The sequence below is a fragment of the Gordonia sp. 11cp genome (assembly GCF_057767225.1).
The window spans coordinates 3,610,547-3,631,234 of sequence record NZ_CM173437.1; the positions used below are offsets into that span (position 1 = coordinate 3,610,547).

The following is a 20,688-nucleotide window of genomic DNA, read 5'->3' on the forward strand; positions in this document are numbered from 1 at the left end:
CGTCGGCTATTCCGCGGGACCCGGTCCGGGCCCGACGTTCCGCGACTCGCGCAACCGCAGGTCCTGCACGTACTCCGCGGGTGCACCCGCGATCTCGGCCGCCTCGGCCATGACCCCGAGGTAGCGCGCCGACGGGAGCCCGCCCTCGAAGGCGTCGAGGACATACAGCCAGGCGAGGACCGGGCCGTCCGCGGTGTCGACGCGAGCCCGGATCTTGCGGTGGATGCCGAGTTCGGAACCCTCCCACCGGTCGAGGAGGTCCTCGTCCTCGGTGGTGACGTCGTACAGCACCACGAACACCCGGGCGTCGGGGTCGTCGCGGTCCTCGGTGACCGTGGCCAGTGACCCCTCCCAGCCGATGTCGCCGCCACCGAAGGTCAGACGCCAGCCACGAAGCCATCCGGTGCCCGACATCGGCGAGTGCGGAGCGCGCTCGGCCATCTGGTCGGGATGCATGTTGGATCCGTAGGCGGCATAGATGGGCACGGATGGAGCCTAGATGGTCGTCGCCGAGTCCGGAAGGCGACACCGACGCCCGTCGCTCGGGTGTGACCCGGGCCGCACGGGAGCCGAGCCGCGCTCCGAGTGATGTACGGCACGCCGTCGGCGCCGGTGTGCGACCACGTTCACAACGTCACCCGCGCACGACTAGTTTGGTAGGCGGCGCGAACGGGGTCGACTCTCTCGCCCGACCGAGGTTGCATCACCCCCGCGACCTCCACCGACCCGTCGGACATCAGCCGGTCCGACCCGAGAAATCCAGCAGCGAGCAGTTCGTTCAGCTACAACACGCAGCCGGGCGCAGCATCCCCACGAAGGACGCCGCGACGAACCGGCATGGGAACAGGAGTGACAGTGACCAGGATCGTCATCATCGGCGGTGGACCTGCGGGTTACGAGGCGGCGCTCGCGGCGGCCGCCTACGGCGCCGACATCACGGTGATCGATTCGGACGGGATCGGCGGTGCCTGTGTGTTGTGGGACTGCGTGCCGTCCAAGACCTTCATCGCGTCCACCGGCATCCGCACCGAGGTCCGGCGCGCTGTCGACCTGGGTATCAACATCAAGACCGACGACACGTCGGTCACGCTCCCACAGATTCACCAACGGGTCCGCGATCTGGCATTCGCCCAGTCCGCGGACATCCGCTCCCGGCTGATCAGCGAAGGCGTCAAACTCGTCGCCGGTAGCGCGATGCTCGACGAGCGGCAGGTAGGCGTGTCGACCCACAGCGTCGTCGCGACCCTCGCCGACGGAACCACCGAACGCTACGACGGCGACGTGGTGTTGCTGGCGACGGGCGCCTCGCCCCGCGTCCTGCCCGACGCCCGCCCCGACGGCGAGCGCATCCTCACCTGGCGTCAGCTCTACGACCTCGAGCAACTCCCCGAACACCTCATCGTCATCGGTTCCGGCGTCACCGGCGCCGAGTTCGTCCACGCCTATACCGAACTGGGCGTCAAGGTGACGCTGGTGTCGAGCCGCGACCGTGTGCTCCCGCACGAGGACGAGGACGCCGCGCTGGTGCTCGAGGACGCGCTGGCCGAGCGCGGCGTCGAGCTGGTGAAACACGCCCGTGCCGACAAGGTCGAGCGCCACGGTGACTCGGTCACCGCGCATCTGGCCGACGGCTCGACCGTCACCGGCAGTCACGTGCTGATGACCGTCGGTTCGGTCCCGAACACCACGGACCTGGGCCTCGATCGCGCCGGCGTGACCGTCGGCAAGGGTGGATACATCGAGGTCGACCGGGTGTCGCGTACGTCGGTCGCCGGTATCTATGCGGCCGGCGACTGCACCGGGCTGTTCCCGCTGGCATCGGTCGCGGCCATGCAGGGCCGCATCGCCATGTATCACGCGCTCGGCGAGGGAGTGAGCCCGATCAAGCTGAAAACCGTTGCCTCAGCGATCTTCACCCGTCCGGAGATCGCGACGGTGGGGGTGTCGCAGAACGCGATCGACACCGGTGAGTACCCGGCCCGCACCGTGATGTTGCCCCTGGCCACCAACCCGCGCGCCAAGATGAGCGGTCTGCGCCGCGGCTTCGTGAAGATTTTCTGCCGGCCGGCCACGGGCGTGGTCATCGGCGGAGTCGTGGTGGCACCGAACGCCTCCGAGCTGATCCTGCCCATCGCCCTCGCGGTGCAGAACAAGCTCACCGTCGGCGACCTCGCCCAGACCTTCTCGGTGTACCCGTCCCTGACCGGGTCGATCACCGAGGCGGCGCGCCAGCTGGTCCGCCACGACGACCTGGACTGAGACAGAGCCCGCCACTGTGCACAGGCGGTGCCGGTGTTCACCGCGGCAGGCGATGCCACGGTAGGGTCGGACGAATTCGTTCGTCCCGGCCAGCGACCAAGGGGGTGTCGTGACCTCGCCGGAGAAGTCCTACAACACCTACGGCAGCCGCAACGACCGCATGTTCGGCGGCGACCGCACACAGTGGGCGGGCATGAGCATCGACGAGATCCTCGATGTCCTGAGCACCATGGAACCGGGACGCGCGCGCGGTGACGTCGAGACGATCCTGAAAGCGATCGAGTCCGTCCGGCGGGCAGCCGAACGGATGCAGGCGATGTTCGGCGACGGCATGCTCGGGGTGGCCTCCGACGCGGCACTGGAAGCCGGCCGGTCGCTGTCCGCCGATCTGACGGCGACATCGGACACCGCGAGCCGGATCGGTGACGCGCTGACGAGCGCGACGGGAATCCTCGGGTCGGCCCGCGGTCAGGAGGGGCGGCTGCGCGAGTTGCAGCAGCACATCCGAGACAATCCCGAGGACGCGACTTCGGTGCGGCATGAGGCCGATCGCACCATGACGGGTGCCTACTCGTCACCGATGATCGGACTGCAGCACTCCCTCCCGCACGACCCGACCGGCGCCAACGGAGTCACCGCAGGCCTCCCGGGCGCGGCAACGGGTGGTGGCCCCGGAACCGGGGGCACCGGGTCCGACGCCGCGCGGGGTCAGGCGGGTAACACCGTCGATGCCGGCGACTTCGGCCGCCCCGCACCGTCCGGCGCGGCGGCACCGGTCGGCGCCGTCGGCCCGCCTCCGGGTGGCGGCGGCCCGGGTCCGTCGTCGACGCCGTCGGGGTCGGGAGGTCCGCCCTCGGGTCCCTCGGGCCGCGGCAGCACCGACGGGTCCGACGGCCTGCTGCGCGGAGGCCGGGCCACACCAGAGTCGACGACCCGGGGTGCGGCGACACCGGGATCGCACGCCGCGGGCGCCGACGGCACCGCGGAGTCCGGGTCCCGCGCCGGAGCGTCGGGGAGTGGTGCCGGAGCCGGAGCAGATGTCCCGGCCTCGACGGCCGTCCCCGCCTTCCTGTCGCCCGGGGCGATTGCTCCACCGCTGTCTGCCCTGCCGGCCACTCCGACGCCGGCGACCCCGACTGCCGGCACCCCGACACCGGCGTCCCCGGCCGGGCCGGTCGCCCAGCGCCCGGCGGGGATGCCGCCCGCCGGCGTACCGGGCGGTGGCAGGCGTCCCGGAGCCGAAGACGACCGTCACCGGGCCGCTCCGTACCTCCACAACCGGGAACACGGTGCGGAGATCGTCGGCGACATGCCGCTCGTCGGTCCGCCCGTCATCGGCGACTGGATTCGGCAGGCGTTCCCGGCAGCCGCCGATCCTCCGGCGGCCGATCCCCGGGAGACCTCGTCCCCGCGGTCCGCCCCGCCCGGCGACACCGATCCCGCGCGCGACAACGGCACTGCAGCGCAACCGCTTTCGGGCGACGACCGAACGTCCGCGGAGGGGCCGGTCCCGTCGAAACCGGAGCCGGCGTGATCGTCGAGAACCCCCATTCGCGACGGGTGGGGTCGTGCTGAGGCGGGTCGACCGGTTGCCCGGCGGCGTCGCCCGACTCGTCGATGCGGTGCCCGACGAGGACCTCACCGCGTGTCTGCACCTGATCGTCGCCACCGTTATGGACGTGACGGCGGTGTCGACACCCGAGATCCGGGAGGTGATCGGTCACTGGCGCCGGCAGGGCGGTGCGACGACGGCCGGCGTCGCACGACTCCGGCTCGTCGCCGCCCAGCACGACTTCGACGCATTCGCGCACCAGCGTCGCGGCGACGTCGCCGCACAGCGCGACAGCTTCCGCCGTGCCCGTGCCGTCGACTGCGCCGTGGCCGCGATGTCGCCGTCGACCACCGGTGAGTCCCCACGCGACGCGCTCCGCGAATCGGCCTACGAGGCCGCCGCGGCACTCGGCGGAAGTGCCGGTGTGGTCGCCGTCCTCGCCGACCACGTGGTGTGAGGCGCGGCCGTCGGCCGCGGTTCGCGCCGGTTCAGGTCAGGCCGAAGCTGTGCTCGACCGCCCGGTTCCACCCCGCGTAGAGGCGGTCGCGTTCGGCTGCGTCCATTCCCGGCTCCCACCGCTTGTCCTCGGCCCAGTTGGCGCGGATCTCGTCCTCGCTCTCCCAGAAGCCCACCGCCAGGCCGGCCGCGTAGGCCGCCCCGAGCGCGGTCGTCTCGTTGACGACCGGGCGCACGACCGGGACATCCAGGATGTCGGCCTGGAACTGCATGAGCAGTTCGTTGACGACCATCCCGCCGTCGACCTTGAGTGTCGACAGTTCCACCCCGGAGTCGGCCTGCATCGCCTCGATGACCTCCCGGGTCTGAAAAGCGCTGGCCTCCAACGCTGCCCGCGCGATGTGACCTTTGTCGACGAAACGGGTGAGACCCACGATGACGCCGCGGGCGTCGGGCCGCCAGCGCGGTGCGAAGAGTCCGGAGAACGCCGGCACGAAGTAGGCACCACCGTTGTCGTCGACCCCGGCGGCCAGTCCTTCGACGTCGGACGCCTGCGAGATCAGGCCGAGATTGTCGCGCAGCCATTGGATGAGCGAACCGGTCACCGCGATCGAACCCTCGAGTGCGTATCGCGCGGGCTGGTCGCCGATCCGGTAGCAGACGGTGGTGAGCAGCCCGTGCTCGCTGAAGACCGGCTCGGTGCCGGTGTTGAGGAGCAGGAAGTTCCCGGTGCCATAGGTGTTCTTCGCCTCGCCGGGTTCCAGGCAGGCCTGGCCGAATGTCGCGGCCTGCTGGTCTCCGAGGATGCCCGACAGCGGTACGCCGGGGAGGGGGCCGTTGCCGCGGAGGGCGCCGAAATCGCCTGAGGAACTCTTGATCTCGGGCAGCATGGCCATCGGGATGCCCATCTCGGCGCAGATCTCGGGGTCCCACTGCTGGGTCCGCAGATCCATGAGCATCGTGCGTGAGGCATTGGTGACGTCTGTGACGTGCCGGCCACCGTCCACGCCGCCGGTCATGTTCCATGCAATCCAGGAATCCATTGTGCCGAAACACAATTCCCCGTTCTCGGCGCGCTCGCGGAGCCCGTCGACGGAATCGAGGAGCCACCGGGCCTTCGGGCCGGCGAAGTAGGTCGACAGCGGCAGGCCGGTGCGATCGCGATAGCGGTCCATGCCGACGTCGCCGGCGAGTTCGGTGCACAGGTCGTCGGTCCGCGTGTCCTGCCAGACGATGGCGTTGTGCACCGGCTTGCCGGTGTCGCGCTCCCAGATCACGGTGGTCTCGCGCTGGTTGGTGAGGCCGCACGCGACGATGTCCTTGGCGGTCAGCTCGGCCGATGCGAGGGCAGCGGCCCCGACCCGGCGCGTGTTGCGCCAGATCTCGGCGGCATCGTGCTCCACCCAGCCCGCGCGCGGGAAGATCTGTTTGTGCTCGAGCTGTTCGACGCCGACGACGTGCCCTTTGTGGTCGAAGATCATCGCCCGGGTCGAGGTGGTGCCCTGGTCGATCGCCGCCACGTATTTGCCTGACCTACCCACGCCGGACAGTGTCGCACCCTGTCGGACCCGCCGAGATCAATTAGGCTCGGCAACCATGAACACCGAGTTCAACCCGGACCGGCCGGCCGACATGGGGCCCCTCTACCGCGCCGAGGCGTGGCGGAGGTTCGGGGAGGAGCAGTTCGACGTCGTGGTCATCGGCGGAGGCGTGGTGGGCGTCGGCGCCGCACTCGACGCGGCCACCCGCGGCCTGCGGGTGGCGCTCGTGGAGGCGCGTGACATCGCCTCGGGTACCTCGAGCAGGTCGTCGAAGATGTTCCACGGTGGGCTCCGTTATCTCGAACAGCTCGAATTCGGGCTCGTCCGTGAGGCTCTGCGCGAACGTGAGTTGTCGCTGCGGTTCCTCGCGCCGCACCTGGTGAAGCCGCTGCCGTTCCTGTATCCGCTCACGCAACGTGTCTGGGAGCGGCCGTACGTCGGAGCCGGCATCTTCCTCTACGACCGGATGGGCGGCGCCAAGTCCGTTCCCGGACAACGTCACGTCACCCGGTCGGGCGCATTGCGCGCGGCGCCGGCCCTCAAGCGCAGCTCGCTGATCGGCGGAATCCGTTACTACGACACGGTCGTCGACGATGCTCGGCACAGCCTCACGGTGGCCCGCACGGCGGCCAACTACGGTGCGGTCATCCGGACCTCGACCCAGGTGACCGGCTTCCTGCGCGAATCCGACCGGGTGCTCGGAGTCCGGGTGCGCGACACCGAGAACGGCGACGTCACGGAGATCCGCGCGCACTGCGTGATCAACGCCGCGGGGGTGTGGACCGACGAGGTACAGGCGCTGTCCAAGCAGCGCGGGCACTTCAAGGTCCGGGCGTCCAAGGGTGTGCACATCGTGGTGCCGCGCGACCGCATCGTCAGCGAGACGGCGATCATCCTGCGCACCGCCAACTCGGTGCTGTTCGTCATCCCCTGGGAGACGCACTGGATCATCGGTACCACCGACACCGACTGGAACCTCGACCTCGCGCATCCGGCCGCCACCCGCGCCGACATCGACTACATCCTCGAACGCGTCAACGAGGTCCTGGTCACCAAGCTCACCCACGACGACATCGAAGGCGTCTACGCCGGCCTCCGGCCGTTGCTCGCCGGCGAGGACGACGAGACCTCGAAGCTGTCCCGCGAGCACGCGGTCGCGACCGTCGCGCCCGGACTCGTGTCGATCGCAGGCGGGAAGTACACCACCTACCGGGTGATGGCCGCCGATGCCGTCGATGCGTGCGACGACTTCATCCCCACCCGCGTCGCGCCGTCGATCACCGAACGCGTCCCGCTGCTCGGTGCGGACGGCTACTTCGCGCTCATCAATCAGTGTGAGCACCTCGGGCGCCGATTCGGGTTGCACCCGTACCGGATTCGGCGTCTTCTCAACCGCTATGGGTCGCTGATCGACGACGTGCTCTACTACGCCGACGGGGACAAGAGCCTGCTGCAGCCGCTCGCCGCGGCGCCGCAGTATCTGCGTGTGGAGGTGGTCTACGCGGCGGTCGACGAGGCGGCGCTACATCTGGAGGACGTTCTCGCCCGGCGGACCCGCATCGCGATCGAGTACTCCCATCGCGGGGTCGACTGCGCCGACGAGGTCGCCGACCTGCTCGCGCCGCTGCTCGGGTGGACCACCGAGCAGCGTGACTTCGAGGTGGTGACCTACATCGCGCGTGTCGAAGCCGAGGTGGCCTCGCAACAGCAACCCGACGACGACTCCGCCGACGCCTTGCGCGCCGCGGCGCCCGAGGCCCGGGCCGAGATCCTGGAGCCGGTGCCCGTTCCGCGGTGACGGTGGGGGCCGAGTCGGGACGTTGGCCTCTGTCCCGCCGCCCGTTCGTGGAGCACGATCGGGGTGGGGGAGAAGGAGACGGTCATGGTCGACGAAGCGGTTCGGGTGCTCACCACCGACGAGGCCTGGGATCTGTTGGGAGCCGCCGAGCTCGGCCGGATCGCGTTGAGCGTCGACGGTCAGCCCGACATCTTCCCGGTCAATTTCCAAGCGACGCCGGACCGCGTCCTGCTGCGGACCGGTGAAGGCACGAAATTGTCGGAGCTGGCGGTGAATTCGCGGGTGGCGTTCGAGGCCGACGGGTACACCGACAGTGACGGGTGGAGCGTCGTCGCCAAGGGGACGGCGCGCATCCTGGTGTCCCTGCAGGAGATCGAGGCCGCCGACCAGCTGCCGTTGCGGCCGTGGATCGCGACGATGAAGTACAACTACGTGGAGATCACGGTGGACTCGATCACCGCACGCCGCTTCGAGTTCGGGCCCGAGCCCGAGCGTTACCCGGTGTAGACCGCGGACGTCGATCCGATGGTCCCGGCCGGATCAGATCTGACACCGGGGACACCAGTAGATGGATCGTTCGCCGCCGGTGGATTCGAGTTCGCCGCGCTTCACCGGCGTGGCGCAGCGTCGGCACAGCCGACCCTGGCGTCCGTACACCCACATCCGGGCGTTGGGCGAGGTGTTACCCGTGGTGGTGCGTGCCGATCGCATCCGGTTGGCCCACAACAGGCGTCGGCTCAGGTCCACGACCGGCCCGAGGTCGACCTCGCGCACCGGTCGGGTCGGCAGGACCCGGCGGAGGAAGCAGATCTCGCTGCGAAAGACGTTGCCGATCCCGGCGATGAGGCGTTGGTCGAGCAACGCGGCACCGATGGTCTCATTCGGTTGCGAGGCTAGTCGCCGGATCGCCTCCTCGCGGTCGAAGTCGTCGGCGAGCAGGTCGGGACCGAGGTAGGCGAGCGCGGCGTCGGGGTCGGCGAGCAGTTCGAGCACACCCAGGTCGAAACCCACCGCCTCGTGGTCGGCGGTGCGCAGCACCGCGCGTGCCTGATAGGCCGGTCGCCGCCAGCGCTGCCCGCGAGGATGCACATGCCAGGCACCCTCCATCTTCAGGTGTGAGTGGATGCTCACGGTGTCACCGGTTCCGGGGCTGCTCTCGGCGATGTCGATGAGCAGGTGTTTGCCCACCGAGCGAACCGCCGACACCTCCCGGCCGGACAGATCGGCGGTCGCCAGTGACGGGATCCGGAAGTCCGTCGACTCGAGCACGCGGCCGGCGAGCCCGGCCCGCAGACGTGCCGCGGCGGCGAAGACGGTGTCGCCCTCAGGCATGGCCCCCCTCAGGCATGATCACCGAAGCGGAGGCGGATGCCGCGCGGTGTCGTCGAGAACCCGGCTTCGACGAGTACCTTGCCGAAGTCGGTGGCGCGCACGGGCTCGGAGTCGATGTGGTCGATCGTCAGGCGGGAGATCCGACCGCGCCGGACGAGCGCGACCAGCGCGCCGGCGGCCGACTCCAGCCGCGGGATCGAGTCGCTGAACGTGAGCAGCGTCTTGCCGCCGCGCTCGACGAAACTCACCAGTTCGCCGTCCACGAGCACCACCAGTGCTCCCGGTTTGCGGCCCGGGCGGTGACCGGCGTCGGTGTCGCGGGACCGCGGCCACTCCAGCGCGGCCCCGAAGGGGTTGGCCGGATCCGTCGCGGCCAGCACCGTGGCCTCGCGGGGCGGTTTGCGATCGGGGAGCGCATGCCGGCGCAACTCGTCGACCGTGGCGGGCGAGGCGAACTGTGCTCCGCCGAGACCGTCGACGTAGTAGCCGCGGCGGACGTGTCCATTGTCCTCGAAGACGGTGAGCGCCTTGTACACCCGCGCGAAGCCCCCCGTGACCTCCTCGGCGACGACGCTCCCGCGCGTGATCACGCCGTACCGGGTGAGCAACTGGTCGCACAGGCCCTGCGTGGCGATCGTCGGTTCGGTCGAGGGGTGGTCGAGAGCGAACCAGCGACCGCTCGCCGTCGGCGACACCGGCGGCGACGTGGAGTGCTCGGTCAGATACCGGGCCGACAGACGACCGGCGCGGAGCCGCGGTGCTCGCCCGCGTGCCCGATGAGCCGGGGCCGAGCGCGGTGCGGACGGGCTGCGCCGCGGCTGCAGGAGTGCCCGGACGGGCGCGAAGCTGTCGTTGCTGACCTGTCCGGCCCATACGAGGTCCCACAGCGCGCTCTCGATGTCGGCGGCCGGCGTGGCGGTGCCGGTGCTGATGTCGGCGGCGATCTGCGGGAATCGCAGTGCACCACCGGGTTCGAGAGCGGCCGTGACCGCGTCGTGCACCGGGGTCGTGTCGATCTCGTCGGCGTCGGGCAGCGTGAGCACCGCGACGTCCGCCGGATGCAGGGCCACCCAGCCGTCGGAGTTCCCGATCCGACCGTGGCCGGACCAGATCACCTCGCCGGCGCTGAGCAGTTCGTCGAGCATGGGCGGTGCATAGTCGGAGATCCGGGCGGGCAGGACCAGTGACTCCCACGCCGACGCCGGGAGTGGGAACCCCGCCAGCTGGTCGATCACCGTCGCCACCCCGTCCACTCCCCGCAGTTGCGTGCCCGGCGAGGCGTGCTGCCAGTCGGCGAGGAAACGGGCGAGTACGTCGGTGCCCACCGGTGCCACCTCGGCGCGGCTCGCGGCGAGCGAGCCTCGGCGGATCTGACCGAGCACGTCGGTGTGACACCACTGGCCCTCGCGGGGGGCGGTGTCGGCGCCGCTCTCCGGCAGGAAATCGCCTTCGACGACGCGTCGTTCCGCGGCGAGGCGGTTCAGGGTGTCGCGCACGACCCCGGTGGCGACACCCAGGGCCGCGGCGGCCTCCGGGACGGTGAACGGGCCGTGGGTGCGGGCGTAACGGCCGATCAGGTCCCCGACCGGATCGGGCACCGGTTCGAGGTAGGCCGCCGGGATGCCGAGCGGCGCCGGAACCCCCAGCGCGTCGCGGAGGCGGGCGGTGTCGTCGATCGCGGCCCACAGGGCGCGAGCGTTGTGGTTCACCGAGATGATCTGCCCGACGCGGTGCAGTTCGGTGAGCAGTTCGGGCGCGGGAGTCTCGCCGCGGTACCTGGCCGCGACCTCCTCGGTGGTGAGGGGCCCCAGCCACCGCAACAGGTCGACGACGTCCTCGGCGTCGCGGGCCTGGCGTTCGGGGGACAGGCGCTGGAGCCGGGCGATCACCTCTGCGATGACGGCCGGGTCGAGCAGTTCCCGCAGGTCGACGCGTCCGAGCAGTTGTGCGAGCAGGCTGGTGTCGAGGGAGAGTGCGGCCGCTCGGCGCTCGGCGAGCGGAGCGTCGTCGGCGTACATGAACGCCCCCACGTACCCGAAAAGCAGCGAGGCGGCGAAGGGAGACGGGCTCTGCGTCTCGGTCTCCACGACCCGGATCCGGCGCGTGCGGATGCGGGTCAGCAGATCGAGGAGCGCGGGGAGATCGTAGACGTCCTGCAGGCATTCGCGAACCGCCTCGAGCACGATCGGGAAATCGGGGAACTTCGATGCGACGGACAGCAGTTGCGCGCTGCGCTGCCGTTGTTGCCACAGCGGGGCGCGCCGCCCCGGATCCCGTCGGGGCAACAGCAGTGCGCGTGCGGCACATTCGCGGAACCGGGACGCGAACATCGACGAGTCGGCGAGCCCGTCGGTCACGAGTTGCTCGACCTCGTCCGGGTCGAGGAGGAACATGTCCGCTCCGGGTGGGGCGTCGTCGGTGTCGGGCATGCGCAGGATGATGCCGTCGTCGGAGGCCGTGGTCGCGCCCTCGATCCCCAGCGTCTCCAGCAACCGCTGCGAGATGGCGCTCGCCCATGGTGCGTGGACACGTAAACCGTAGGGGGAGTGCAGGATCACTCGCCAGTCGCCGAGCTCGTCGCGGAACCGTTCGACGACCAGCGTGCGGTCGGTGGGCAGGTGGCCGGTCGCCTCGCGCTGTTCGGCGATGAGTGTCGCGAGGTTGGTGCGGGCGTTCTCGGTCAGTCCCAGGCGATCCGCGTGGTCGTCGAGCTTCCCGGGATCGGCGATCGACTGGGTGAACGCGCCGATCGCGGCCCCGAGTTCGGCGGGTCGTCCGATCGCGTCGCCGATCCAGAACGGCAACCGGCCCGGCTGACCGAACGCGGGCGAGACCAGGACGCGGTCGTGGGTGATGTCCTCGATTCGCCAGCTGGTCGCCCCCAGGGCGAACACATCGCCGACCCGCGACTCGTAGACCATCTCCTCGTCGAGTTCGCCCACGCGAGTGGCCTTCTCGCCGACCATGAACACGCCGAACAGGCCGCGGTCGGGGATCGAACCGCCCGAGGTGACCGCGAGGCGCTGGGCTCCGCGGCGGCCGGTGATGACACCGGCGTCGCGGTCCCAGTTGACCCGGGGGCGCAGCTCGGCGAACTCGTCGGACGGGAAACGTCCCGCGATCAGGTCGAGGGTCGCGTCGAAGACGCCCCGGCCCAGTTCGCGGTAGGGCGCCGCTCGCCGCACCACGTCGTACCAGTGGTCCACCTCGAGGTCGTCGACCGCTGCGGCCGCGATGGTCTGCTGGGCGAGGATGTCGAGGGGGTTCTGGGGAACCTTGATCTCCTCGATCGCCCCGTCGAGCATGCGGCTGACGGTCACGGTGCAGTGCAGCAGGTCGGTGCGGTGCTTCGGGTAGAGGATGCCCTGGCTGATCTCGCCCACCTGGTGTCCCGCGCGACCGATCCGCTGCAGTCCGCTGGCCACCGACGGCGGCGACTCCACCTGGATCACGAGATCGACCGCGCCCATGTCGATACCGAGTTCGAGTGAGCTGGTGGCCACCACGCACGAGAGTCGTCCGGCCTTCAGGTCGTCCTCGATCTGGGCGCGCTGCTCCTTGCTGACCGAGCCGTGGTGTGCGCGGGCGAGCACCGGCTCCGCGCCGGAGCTCGCGCCACTGCCCATCACGAACGCCGGGGCACCGCCGGCGACCGACGGATTGCCGGTCGGTTCGGCCGGTTCGCCGTGGCGTTCGGCGTGGATCTCGTTGAGCCGGGCGGTGAGTTTCTCGGCCAGGCGTCGCGAGTTGGCGAAGACGATCGTCGCCCGGTTGGCCTCGATCTGGTCGACGATCGAGGCCTCGACGTACGGCCACAGCGAGCCGGCGGTCGGCGAGAACGCGTCGTCCAGTGCGGCGGGATCGGCATCGGACACCGGGGGCGGGATGTTGGCCATGTCCTCGACGGGGACGTCGACGCGCAGGTCGAACGTCTTGTCGGCTTTGGGTTTGACCACCTGACACGGCGCGGCGCCGGACAGGAACCCAGCCACCACCTCCGGCGGACGGACGGTCGCCGACAGCCCGATCCGCTGGGCGGGCTTGTCCAACAGCTCGTCGAGGCGTTCCAGGGTCAGCGCGAGGTGGGTGCCGCGTTTGGTCGCGGCGACCGCGTGCACCTCGTCGACGATGATCGCCTCCACACCGGTGAGGCTCTCCCGCGCGGCCGAGGTGAGCATCAGGTACAGCGACTCCGGGGTCGTGATGAGGATGTCGGGTGGGGTCTTGACCAGGGCGCGGCGGTCGGCGGCCGACGTGTCGCCCGAACGAACGCCCACGGTGATGTTCGGCTCCGGGAGATTGAGTTCCTGGGCGGCGCGGGTGATGCCGGTCAACGGCGCGCGGAGGTTGCGCTCGACGTCGACGGCCAGTGCCTTCAGTGGCGAGATGTAGACGACCTTGGTGCCCGCGGGACGGCTGTCGGGGTCGGCGGCGAGCCGGTCGAGGGCCCAGAGGAACGCCGCCAGGGTCTTGCCTGACCCGGTCGGCGCGATGACCAGGGTGTTCGCGCCGTCGGCGATGGAGGTCCAGGCGCCCTTCTGCGCGGCCGTGGGTGAGGTGAACGCGCCCGTGAACCATCGTCGGGTGGGGGCGGTGAAACGGTCGAGCACCGAAGCGCGGGGCATCTCTCCACTATGTCTCACACGTACGACAGGACGCGGTATACAGTCATCCCACGCCTGTACGGGGAATCCGGTGAGAGTCCGGAACGGTCGCGCCACTGTGAACGCTGCCCATCGACGCGGTCGACGTTTCGACGGTGACGGGGAGACGTGAGTCAGGATGCCGTGCCGGCGTGCACCATATCCACGGACTCTCCGACGCGAGATCGGCGAAAGGACCCACCATGACAGCTCCTCGTACCACCGCGGTTGCACAGGCCGCACCGGCCCGTGCCCTGGCCGTACCGAACCTCTCGGTCGCGAGCACCGCCATATGGCTGAGCCTGACCGTGCTGCTGGCCGGTCTCGCCTACTACTTCCTCGGGTACGACCAGGGTGTCGTGTCCGTCTTCGGTTCCGACACCCACGTGCACGAGTTCGTGCACGACGCCCGTCACTTCCTCGGCTTCCCCTGCCACTGAGCCGGCCTCGCCGGCCACACCGACAGGAAGTCGAATTCAATATGGAAAAGAAGTTCATCGGCGCCGGCCTGCTCGCAGGTCTGATCGCCGGAATCGTCTCGTTCGTGTTCGCCCGGTTCTACCTCGAACCGGTGGTCGGCAAGGCCGTCGACTACGAGGGCGCCCGATCGGAGGCCGAGGAGGCGCTGGCCCACGCTGCCGAGCCGGGCGGCCACACCCACGGTGAGGGCGGTGAGCTGTTCACACGCGCGATGCAGGAGAACCTCGGTGCCGGCGTCGGCAACGTCGTGTTCGCCCTGTGCATGGGTGCGTTCTTCGCGGTGGCGTTCACCGTGCTGTGGAGCTACGTCGGCAGCCGTCACCCGGCCACCGATCCGCGAGCGGTCGCCGGCGCGCTGGGCGGGATCGGTTTCGTGGCCGTGTTCGCCGTGCCGTTCTTCGCCTACCCGGCGAACCCGCCCGCCGTCGGCGACGACGACACCATCGGCGAACGAACCGGCGCCTTTCTCACCATCACCGTCGCGTCGGTGATCCTCGCGATCGCGGCGGTGGTCCTGGCACTCTGGCTGCGCCCGCGGATCGGCGGATTGATCTCGGCGGTCGCCGGCACCGCCGCCTACCTGGTCGGGGTCGCGATCGTGCTCGCGTTCCTGCCGTCGTTCAGCGAGGTCCCCGAACCGGTCCGCAACGACGCCGGCCAGATCGTGTTCCCCGGTTTCCCCGGTGACGTGATCGGAGATTTCCGGGTGTACGCGATCGCCAACCAGGTGATCCTCTGGACGGTCCTCACCGTTGTCTTCGCCTTGCTTCTGGGGGCGATGGCGCGATCGCGGACCGCCGATCGCGCACCGGCGGTGTCCTCGCAGGGCTGAGGCGATCGGTCACATGGACATCATCACCGCCGGTCGCACCGGCCCGAATCGGTCGGTGCGATTCGGCGGTGATCCGGTCCTGGACGAGCGCGGCCGTTCATCCGTCCTGCGGCTCGCCGCGTCGATGACCCGATCCGTCGACACCTGCGGGCCGGAGGTCTCGACCCGGGAGACCGCCGAGTTGCTCGGTTCGACACCAGACCTCGTCGTCGACGACGCGCTGCGGACCCTGGACGTCGGGACGTGGGCGGGGCGTACCCCGGAGGACATTGATCCGGCCGAACTCGGCGGGTGGTTCGCCGACCCGGGAGCACGGCCGCATGGGGGCGAGAGCGTCTCCGATTTCGTCGACCGCGTCCACGCCTGGCGCGCCGCGCAGACGCGCCACGGCGATCGGTGTGTGGTGGTGGCGATGCCGGTGGCGCAGGCGCTGCTGTGCACCGATGCGGGACGGTTCTTCGCGCACGAGGTGCGCCCGGCGACGCTGTACACCTGCGCCGACGTGTGAAAGGAACAGATTCGCGACCACGTACCTAGACATCGGCAGTGACTCCTGACACAGTTGGGGACGACGAAACTGAAACATGTTCGCCCCCGGGCGGACACCGGTCTGGGAGTGTGACGATGTTCGAGTGGTCCGATGAAGATCTGATGGTTCGGGACGCCCTGCGGGCGTTCATCGACAAGGAGATCCGGCCACATCTCGACGAGCTCGAGTCCGGCGTCCTGCCGCCCTATGACATCACGCGCAAACTGCTGTCGAGCTTCGGTGTCGACGCCATGGCCAAGGATGCGCTCGAGAAGGAACTCGAGGCGGAAGCCAAGGGGGAGAAGAAGTCCTCCGGCGACGGTGGCGGCATGGGTGGATCGATGTTCATGATGGTCAACATCGAGCTCGCGGGTGTGTGCCTCGGCCTCGTCGCATCTCTGGGCGTGAGCATGGGGCTCACCGCCTCGACGATCCGCGGCAAGGGCACGCTGGCCCAGAAGAAGCGCTGGCTGCCGGAACTGGTCACGATGGAGAAGGTCGGCGCCTGGGCGATCACCGAACCCGACTCAGGGTCGGATGCCCTCGGCGGCATGAAGACAACGGTTCGTCGTGACGGTGACGACTACATCCTCAACGGACAGAAGACGTTCATCACCAACGGCCCCTACGCCGACACCATCGTCGTGTTCGCCAAGCTCGACGACGGCAGCGGAATCCCGATGCGGGATCGCAAGGTCCTGTCGTTCGTCCTGGACAAGGGAATGCCGGGCCTGATCCAGGGCAAGCCGTTCAAGAAGATGGGCATGATGAGCTCGCCGACGGGCGAGTTGTTCTTCGACAACGTGCGCGTCGGCAAGGACCGTCTGCTCGGCGAGACGGAGGACACCGGTTCGGATTCGCGTGGATCCGAAGGCGCGAAGGCCGGTTTCACCGCGGAGCGCGTCGGCATCGCCGCGCTGTCGCTGGGCATCATCAACGAGGCACAACGGCTGTCGATCGACTACGCGAAGAACCGGAAGCTGTGGGGTCAGGAGATCGCCCAGTTCCAGCTCATCCAGCTCAAGCTCGCCGAGATGGAGGTCGCCCGGATCAACGTGCAGAACATGCTCTTCAGTGCCCTCGAACGCGGCAAGGCGGGTAAACCGCTCAGCCTCTCCGAGGCATCGGCGATGAAGCTCTACTCGTCCAAGGCGGCCACCGATGTCGCGATGGAGGCGGTGCAGCTGTTCGGCGGCAACGGTTACATGGCCGAGTACCGGGTGGAGCAGCTCGCGCGAGATGCGAAGTCGCTCATGATCTATGCCGGCAGCAACGAGATCCAGGTGACGCATGTCGCCAAGGGGTTGCTGCGCGGCTGAGACGAGGGGTCCGAGCGGGTCGGGTGAGTGATCGCCCGGCCCGCTCGCCTGTCCGGGCGTCGCAGTGGGTGCCGTCGATCCGGATCGATCGGGACCGTGGGCTGCAGCGGCGATGAACGTGGGTCATCATTGGCCAAAACGCCCCGCGTGTCGTGGCTCCGACCCACAATGACGTCTTACGTCAACCGATCCGATCACGGGAGGTCCAGGCGATGGCGGACATGGTGTCACGGGGTCGATGTGCTGCTCGGAGGGCCGTCCGATGAGCAAGAAGGCGCGCGCCGACGACGAGGCCCGCCACGCCCCTCCGCACGCGGAGCCGGGCGGTTCCGCTGACCGCCTGTCCGACCGGCCGATGACCGGTAAGAAATATCGAAAGCAGTTGCAGCCGCTGCATGCCGAGCTGGTGGCAATGCAGGAGTGGGTCAAGACCTCGGGGGCGAAGGTCTGCATCGTCTTCGAGGGCCGGGACACGGCCGGCAAAGGCGGTGTCATCAAAGCGATCACGGCCCGGGTGAGCCCGCGGGTCTTCCGCGTGGTCGCGCTCCCGGCCCCGACTGATCGTGAGAGGTCGCAGATGTACCTGCAGCGGTACATCCCGCATCTGCCGGCGGCCGGCGAGATCGTGATCTTCGACCGGAGCTGGTACAACCGCGCCGGGATCGAGCGGGTCCTGGGATTCTGCTCGGAACAGCAGGCCAAGGGATTCCTCGAACAGGTACCCACCGTGGAGCGGGCGATGGTGGAGTCCGGGATCATCCTGCTCAAATACTGGCTCGAGGTCAGTGAGGAAGAACAGACCCGCCGCCTGCAGAGCAGGATCGACGACCCGCGGAAGATCTGGAAGCTGTCGCAGATGGATCTGGAGTCCTACGGACGCTGGTATGACTACTCCCGCGCGCGTGACGAGATGTTCCGATTCACCGACACCGGCTGGGCGCCTTGGTTTGTCGTCTCGAATGACGACAAGAAACGAGGACGGCTCAACGTGATCGACCACATCCTGAGCCAGGTTCCCTACGCCCCGCTCGACCACCCCGACATCACTCTGCCCAAGCGGCAGAAGGCGCGGGGTTACCGCCCGCCCGAGCAACCCCTGCACTGGATTCCCACGCCCTACTAGGGTGCCGCGCTCCATATCCGCACAGCGAGGAGAGTCGTCATGGTCACTGTGAGGCCAGTGCACCCCGTCCCTGATCGCGGAGACCGTGCGCCGGGACCCGACTGGCACGTCGAGGAGACCGAGGCCGTCCTATCGGCATTGAACACCGACGGTGTCCGAGGTCTGGCCGCCGACGAGGTCGACGTACGCCGGAGGGAGCACGGCGACAACCAGATAGTGGCCGAGCCGGAGCCCTCGGCCGCAGCCCTGGCGCTGAATCAGCTCAAGGATCCGATGAACCTGATGCTGATCGCCGTGGTCGTGGTGAGCATCGTCATCGCCGAAGTCTCGACCGCGCTGGTGGTGGCAGTACTGGTCCTGCTCAACATCGTGCTGGGCACCCGGCAAGAGCTGAAGGCGCGCGCGAGTGTCAACGCTCTCGCGGACATTCAGGTGCCGCAGGCGCGCGTGACCCGCGGTGGCGTCCTCGTCCAGGTCGCCGCCGTCGAACTGGTCCCCGGAGACGTCGTCCAGCTCGAGGCCGGCGACCTGGTCCCGGCAGACGGGCGCCTGTTGCGTTCGGCGACGCTCGAAACCCAGGAAGCGGCGTTGACGGGAGAGAGTGCACCGGTCGCGAAGAGTCCCGCGGTGCTCGCCGACCCCGGGCTGGGACTGGGTGACCGCAGCAACATGCTGTTCCAGAACACGTCGGTCACGCGCGGCACGGCGACGATGGTGGTGACCGAGACCGGGATGCGCACGCAGATCGGACAGATCGCGTCCATGTTGTCCGCCATCTCCCCGAAGCGATCACCCCTGCAACGCGAGCTGGACTCGCTCACCAGAATCCTCGGTGCCATCGCCTGGGTCGCCGTGGCCGTCATCGTGGTGATCGGTCTGGTCCGCGGACAGGACCTGGCCACCGTGATGCTGCTGGGCATCTCGATGGGGATCTCGGCGATCCCCTCCGGCCTGCCGACCTTCGTCCAGGGCATGCTGGCCTACGGTGCACGACAGCTGGCCGACGCCAAAGCCGTCGTCAAGAACCTCACCGATGTGGAGACCCTCGGTGCGACCAGCATGATCAACTCCGACAAGACCGGCACACTGACGATGAATCAGATGACGGTGCAGTCCTTGTACTTTCACGGTCAACGGTTCGTGGTCGACGGGGAGGGGTACCGCAAGGAGGGAGCCATCACGCGGGTCGCGGGGGAGCCTGTTCCCGATTTCACCCTCCTGGCCTACGGTCTGTGCCTGGATAGCGATGCCACCGTTTCCGACGCCGGCGATGTCATCGGTGACCCCACCGAGGCCGCGCTGATCGTCCTGGCCGCCAAGATGGGTGTGGACGCCGGGCTGACCCGCCGGACCTATCCGCGCCTGGCGGAGGTGCCCTTCGACTCCGCCTACAAGTTCATGGCCACCTTTCATCGACTGCCCGTCGACGGGACCGAGCGGTTCGTCGAGTTGGTGAAAGGCGGACCCGACGTCGTCCTGAAGCGCTGCCGCTCGGCATATCTCCCCGGCCGGGAGGAAGTGGCGCTGGAGGACGTCCGCGCCGAGATCGAGGCGGTGAACGAGCAGATGTCGAAGCAGGGCCTACGGGTCCTCGCCTTTGCCGCACGCACGCTCGACGGCCGGCAGGATGAGGTCACCGCGGACCCGATGGCGTTCGTGGACGATCTCGTCTTCGTCGGCATGGTCGGGATCATCGACCCGTTGCGTGCAGAGGCGGTGGAGGCGGTGCGGATCGCGCACACCGCGGGCATCGGCGTCCGGATGATCACCGGTGACCACACGGTGACCGCTTCGGCCATCGGTGCGCAGCTCGGACTCGGGCCGGGTGCGATCAGTGGTGCCGAGCTCGCGGCGATGACCGACGAGGAACTGGCCGAACGGCTCCCCGACATCCACGTGTTCGGCCGCGTCACACCGGCGGACAAACTCCGTCTCGCCGACGTCATGCAACGACACGGCGCGATCGTGGCGATGACCGGTGATGCGGTCAACGACGCGGCGGCGCTGAAGAAGGCCGACATCGGTGTGGCCATGGGCTCGGGCAGCGAGGTCACGAAACAGGCCGGCAAGCTGATCCTCACCGACGACAACTTCGGCACGTTGATCACCGCGATCCACCTGGGTCGCAACGTCTACGACAAGATCGTCGCGTACATCCGCTATCAGATGGCCAAGTTGTTCTCGCTGGTTCTGCTCTTCTTGGTCGCGAGCGTCTTCGACATCAACGACGGTGTGGCGCTGGCGCCGCTGATGGTCGTGTTCCAGCACTTCTTCATCACACTGTTCCCGGTCATCGTGATCATGCAGGATCCTCCCGCACCCGGTCTGATGAACAAGCCCCCGCGAGATCCGAAACAGCCCATCACGAACCGCGATTCGCTCCTGCAGTGGTTCGCCTACGGCGTGCTGCAGTTCGCCGTCACATTCGTCGCGATGCTCGTGGCGCCCGGCGAGATGAGCCCGACCGAGCCGAACGTCCCGATGACGATGGGATTCGTCGTGCTCTCCTTCGGTTCGGTGCTCGCGGGTCTGACGATGCGCCGGGACCCGGAGTCGGGGATCACGGCGCCCATCCTCGGGGCGCTGAAGATCCTGTCCATTCCGGTCGTGGTGACGGTTCTCGCCGTCGAACTCGGGTTTCTGCAGGACCTCCTCGACACGACGTCACTCACCGGCCTCCAATGGCTGGCGTGCGTCGGGTGGGCGTTCATCGTGCCGGCCGTGGTGGAGGGGGAGAAGTGGCTGCGCCGTCGTCGGCGCGCGACATCGACGACCATCACCGTTCCGGAAGCTGTCACACCCGAGCGGGCCCGCGGTTGAGATC

15 protein-coding genes and 1 riboswitch are annotated in these 20,688 nt (G+C 68.9%); of the genes, 11 read left to right on the forward strand and 4 right to left on the reverse strand.

The window, feature by feature from the left end; translation table 11 throughout:
* Positions 1 to 6: 6 nt before the first annotated feature.
* A complete protein-coding gene (locus AC3B6C_RS16170; protein WP_010841924.1) occupies positions 7 to 486 on the reverse strand; it encodes a gamma-glutamylcyclotransferase family protein in 480 nt (159 codons plus the stop codon).
* A 369-nt stretch (positions 487 to 855) separates the two neighbouring features.
* Between AC3B6C_RS16170 and AC3B6C_RS16175 the strand changes: the two genes are divergently transcribed.
* The 3 genes from AC3B6C_RS16175 (at position 856) to AC3B6C_RS16185 (ending at position 4,268) form a co-directional block, all read left to right on the forward strand.
* Positions 856 to 2,259 (forward strand): NAD(P)H-quinone dehydrogenase, encoded by a 1,404-nt coding sequence (locus AC3B6C_RS16175; protein ID WP_010841925.1) that lies wholly within the window; start codon positions 856 to 858, stop codon positions 2,257 to 2,259.
* A gap of 109 nt (positions 2,260 to 2,368) precedes the next feature.
* Positions 2,369 to 3,793 carry a hypothetical protein gene (locus AC3B6C_RS16180; protein ID WP_488373448.1) on the forward strand — a complete coding sequence of 475 codons (1,425 nt, stop codon included), beginning with the start codon at positions 2,369 to 2,371 and terminating at the stop codon, positions 3,791 to 3,793.
* A 34-nt stretch (positions 3,794 to 3,827) separates the two neighbouring features.
* A complete protein-coding gene (locus tag AC3B6C_RS16185) occupies positions 3,828 to 4,268 on the forward strand; it encodes a hypothetical protein (protein ID WP_010841927.1) in 441 nt (146 codons plus the stop codon).
* 31 nt (positions 4,269 to 4,299) lie between these two features.
* On the opposite strand, the gene glpK is transcribed toward AC3B6C_RS16185, so the two are convergent.
* Entirely contained in the window at positions 4,300 to 5,787 is a 1,488-nt protein-coding gene (gene glpK / locus AC3B6C_RS16190) for a glycerol kinase GlpK (protein WP_488376285.1), read from the reverse strand.
* Positions 5,788 to 5,863: 76 nt separating this feature from the next.
* On the opposite strand from glpK, the gene glpD reads away from it, so the two are divergent.
* Both glpD and AC3B6C_RS16200 read left to right on the forward strand, forming a co-directional pair.
* On the forward strand, positions 5,864 to 7,606 hold the full coding sequence (gene glpD, locus AC3B6C_RS16195) for a glycerol-3-phosphate dehydrogenase (RefSeq protein ID WP_488373449.1): 1,743 nt from the start codon (positions 5,864 to 5,866) through the stop codon (positions 7,604 to 7,606).
* Positions 7,607 to 7,690: 84 nt separating this feature from the next.
* Positions 7,691 to 8,113, forward strand: a complete 423-nt coding sequence (locus AC3B6C_RS16200) for a pyridoxamine 5'-phosphate oxidase family protein (RefSeq protein WP_488373451.1) — start codon at positions 7,691 to 7,693, stop codon at positions 8,111 to 8,113.
* Between the two features lie 33 nt (positions 8,114 to 8,146).
* Here the strand turns inward: AC3B6C_RS16200 and AC3B6C_RS16205 are convergent, their stop codons facing one another.
* The gene (locus AC3B6C_RS16205) at positions 8,147 to 8,938 is read right to left on the reverse strand and encodes a DNA-formamidopyrimidine glycosylase family protein (RefSeq protein ID WP_488373452.1); all 792 of its coding nucleotides are present in this window, start codon (positions 8,936 to 8,938) and stop codon (positions 8,147 to 8,149) included.
* 8 nt (positions 8,939 to 8,946) lie between these two features.
* Complete coding sequence (locus AC3B6C_RS16210) at positions 8,947 to 13,563, reverse strand: ATP-dependent helicase (protein WP_488373453.1); 4,617 nt, start codon at positions 13,561 to 13,563, stop codon at positions 8,947 to 8,949.
* 61 nt (positions 13,564 to 13,624) lie between these two features.
* Positions 13,625 to 13,725: riboswitch (cobalamin riboswitch) on the forward strand.
* Positions 13,726 to 13,784: 59 nt separating this feature from the next.
* On the opposite strand from AC3B6C_RS16210, the gene AC3B6C_RS16215 reads away from it, so the two are divergent.
* From AC3B6C_RS16215 to AC3B6C_RS16240, 6 genes are all read left to right on the forward strand, one after another.
* Positions 13,785 to 14,021 carry a CbtB domain-containing protein gene (locus AC3B6C_RS16215; RefSeq protein ID WP_488373454.1) on the forward strand — a complete coding sequence of 79 codons (237 nt, stop codon included), beginning with the start codon at positions 13,785 to 13,787 and terminating at the stop codon, positions 14,019 to 14,021.
* Positions 14,022 to 14,062: 41 nt separating this feature from the next.
* A complete protein-coding gene (locus tag AC3B6C_RS16220; protein WP_014926244.1) occupies positions 14,063 to 14,893 on the forward strand; it encodes a CbtA family protein in 831 nt (276 codons plus the stop codon).
* Between the two features lie 13 nt (positions 14,894 to 14,906).
* The gene (locus AC3B6C_RS16225; protein WP_488373455.1) at positions 14,907 to 15,401 is read left to right on the forward strand and encodes a histidine phosphatase family protein; all 495 of its coding nucleotides are present in this window, start codon (positions 14,907 to 14,909) and stop codon (positions 15,399 to 15,401) included.
* Positions 15,402 to 15,517: 116 nt separating this feature from the next.
* A complete protein-coding gene (locus tag AC3B6C_RS16230; RefSeq protein WP_044507826.1) occupies positions 15,518 to 16,741 on the forward strand; it encodes an acyl-CoA dehydrogenase family protein in 1,224 nt (407 codons plus the stop codon).
* Positions 16,742 to 17,003: 262 nt separating this feature from the next.
* The gene (ppk2, locus tag AC3B6C_RS16235; protein ID WP_488373456.1) at positions 17,004 to 17,864 is read left to right on the forward strand and encodes a polyphosphate kinase 2; all 861 of its coding nucleotides are present in this window, start codon (positions 17,004 to 17,006) and stop codon (positions 17,862 to 17,864) included.
* A 39-nt stretch (positions 17,865 to 17,903) separates the two neighbouring features.
* Positions 17,904 to 20,684 carry a cation-translocating P-type ATPase gene (locus AC3B6C_RS16240; protein WP_488373457.1) on the forward strand — a complete coding sequence of 927 codons (2,781 nt, stop codon included), beginning with the start codon at positions 17,904 to 17,906 and terminating at the stop codon, positions 20,682 to 20,684.
* Positions 20,685 to 20,688: the final 4 nt, after the last annotated feature.

Coding starts and splice junctions, on each gene's coding strand:
- AC3B6C_RS16230 (WP_044507826.1), top strand. CDS start 15,518: ATGTTCGAGTGGTCCGATGAAGATCTGATGGTTCGGGACGCCCTGCGG.
- AC3B6C_RS16210 (WP_488373453.1), bottom strand. CDS start 13,563: ATGCCCCGCGCTTCGGTGCTCGACCGTTTCACCGCCCCCACCCGACGA.
- glpD (WP_488373449.1), top strand. CDS start 5,864: ATGAACACCGAGTTCAACCCGGACCGGCCGGCCGACATGGGGCCCCTC.
- AC3B6C_RS16240 (WP_488373457.1), top strand. CDS start 17,904: ATGGTCACTGTGAGGCCAGTGCACCCCGTCCCTGATCGCGGAGACCGT.
- ppk2 (WP_488373456.1), top strand. CDS start 17,004: ATGAGCAAGAAGGCGCGCGCCGACGACGAGGCCCGCCACGCCCCTCCG.
- AC3B6C_RS16220 (WP_014926244.1), top strand. CDS start 14,063: ATGGAAAAGAAGTTCATCGGCGCCGGCCTGCTCGCAGGTCTGATCGCC.
- AC3B6C_RS16200 (WP_488373451.1), top strand. CDS start 7,691: ATGGTCGACGAAGCGGTTCGGGTGCTCACCACCGACGAGGCCTGGGAT.
- AC3B6C_RS16205 (WP_488373452.1), bottom strand. CDS start 8,938: ATGCCTGAGGGCGACACCGTCTTCGCCGCCGCGGCACGTCTGCGGGCC.
- AC3B6C_RS16215 (WP_488373454.1), top strand. CDS start 13,785: ATGACAGCTCCTCGTACCACCGCGGTTGCACAGGCCGCACCGGCCCGT.
- AC3B6C_RS16225 (WP_488373455.1), top strand. CDS start 14,907: ATGGACATCATCACCGCCGGTCGCACCGGCCCGAATCGGTCGGTGCGA.